This is a genomic window from Phenylobacterium sp. Root1290 (genome assembly GCF_001425305.1).
In the GTDB taxonomy this organism is placed as follows: domain Bacteria; phylum Pseudomonadota; class Alphaproteobacteria; order Caulobacterales; family Caulobacteraceae; genus Phenylobacterium.
In genome coordinates this window covers 1-826 of sequence record NZ_LMEE01000001.1, presented here as the reverse complement: position 1 = coordinate 826, position 826 = coordinate 1, and the positions used below count along the sequence as shown (strand labels likewise).

Genomic DNA, 826 nt, shown 5'->3' with positions numbered 1-826 from the left:
CGGTCCGCGCCATGACGGTGAACAGGTCGGCCTTGTTGGCGTTGGTGATGAAGCGCTTGGTGCCGTTCAGCACATAGACGTCGCCGTCCCGGATGGCGGTGGTCTGGACATTGGCGCTGTCCGACCCGGCCTCCGGCTCGGTCAGGGCGAACGAGGTGATGATCTCGCCCGAGGCGATGCCCGGCAGGTACTTGGCCTTCTGGGCGTCAGTGCCGAACATCACCAGCCCCTGGCTGCCGATGCCGACATTGGTGCCGAACGCCGAGCGGAAGGCCGGGCTGGTGCGGCCCAGCTCGACGGCCACCAGGCACTCGTCTTCCATGGAAAGATCCAGGCCGCCGAACTCCTCGGGGATCGACAGGCCGAACAGCCCCAGCCCCTTCATCTCCTCGACCACCTCCTGCGGGATGGCGTCGTCTTCGGAGACCTTGGCCTCCAGCGGCCGCAGCCGTTCGGTGACGAACCGGCGCACCGTGTCGATGAGCTGTTCCCGGGTTTCGAGGTCGAGGGCCATGGAGAAGTCTCTGGCAGCAGTAGGGGAGCGAGGGTCGAAGGTGGGGGCGGCTAGGCGCTAGAAGGCGTTCTCGCCGGTGATCGCCCGGCCCAGGATCAGGGCGTGGACGTCGTGCGCGCCTTCGTAGGTGTTGACGGTCTCCAGGTTCGCGGCGTGGCGCATCACGTGATAGTCGCCGGAAATGCCGTTGCCGCCGTGGATGTCGCGGGCCTCGCGGGCGATGGCCAGGGCCTTGCCGCAGTTGTTGCGCTTCATCAGGCTGATGGCTTCCGGCACCCAGGCGCCTTCGTCGAGCAGCCGGCCCAGGGCCAG

1 protein-coding gene and 1 pseudogene are annotated in these 826 nt (G+C 67.6%); both read right to left on the bottom strand.

Annotation, left to right across the window (positions count from 1 at the left end):
• A pseudogene (locus tag ASC79_RS21410) lies at positions 1-514 on the bottom strand (acyl-CoA dehydrogenase family protein); the annotation flags it as partial.
• Positions 515-571: 57 nt separating this feature from the next.
• Positions 572-826 (bottom strand): acyl-CoA dehydrogenase family protein (locus ASC79_RS00005; RefSeq protein ID WP_255352707.1); only part of this gene is annotated, 255 nt, incomplete at its 5' end.